We start from the raw sequence: 579 nt of genomic DNA, 5'->3' as shown, positions 1-579 counted from the left end.
TTTCCTATCCGTTTAGTTCCTCTAAGGCTGGGATAAAGCGGGCGAGTGTCGTTAAGACAGGAGGGACTGAAAAGGCTTATCAAGGATATAATTCAACAAAAAGGTTGAACTTTATCTCTACGGATAATACTGCAGATAAAGATTTTGATCCAATGTATATTGATATTCGGGGAGATCACCGTGAAAGGGATATGTATATCGATTTCGGGGGATATCCTTGTGTGACCTATAATAATACTCCGATACAGCGAGCCGGTTTTGATGTACTCACCTCTGACCTAAAATATGTCATAGATAGAAATGGTAATGCGACATCATTTCAGTATGATGATTTTGGTCGTTTATCCACTTTAATTGAAGCGGAGCGTGATGAGGCTTTAAAAAGAACCACTACTTATACTTATTCCCCTGATGTAAAAAGATTCCAGACCCCATTAAAGATAGAAAGAAAAGATGAAACTGTTGTAAATACCTTAGATAGCAAAGGTCGTGTAACCAGTTCAACAGTTACCAATACCAATGGCGGAGTGACTAAGAGTAAGAAAACTACGTATCAGTATGAAAATGACTTATTGAAAA

At 37.7% G+C, this 579-nt stretch carries 1 protein-coding gene; it reads left to right on the top strand.

Annotation, left to right across the window (positions count from 1 at the left end):
• On the top strand, window positions 1–579 hold a 579-nt coding region (locus tag ODQ17_RS19115), incomplete at both ends, for a hypothetical protein (RefSeq protein ID WP_322905644.1).

Origin of the sequence: Acinetobacter sp. IRS14 (genome assembly GCF_034650275.1) — a bacterium.
GTDB lineage: Bacteria > Pseudomonadota > Gammaproteobacteria > Pseudomonadales > Moraxellaceae > Acinetobacter > Acinetobacter oleivorans.
Note: the sequence above shows the minus strand (reverse complement) of the source record. Positions and strands in the feature narration are given on the sequence as shown.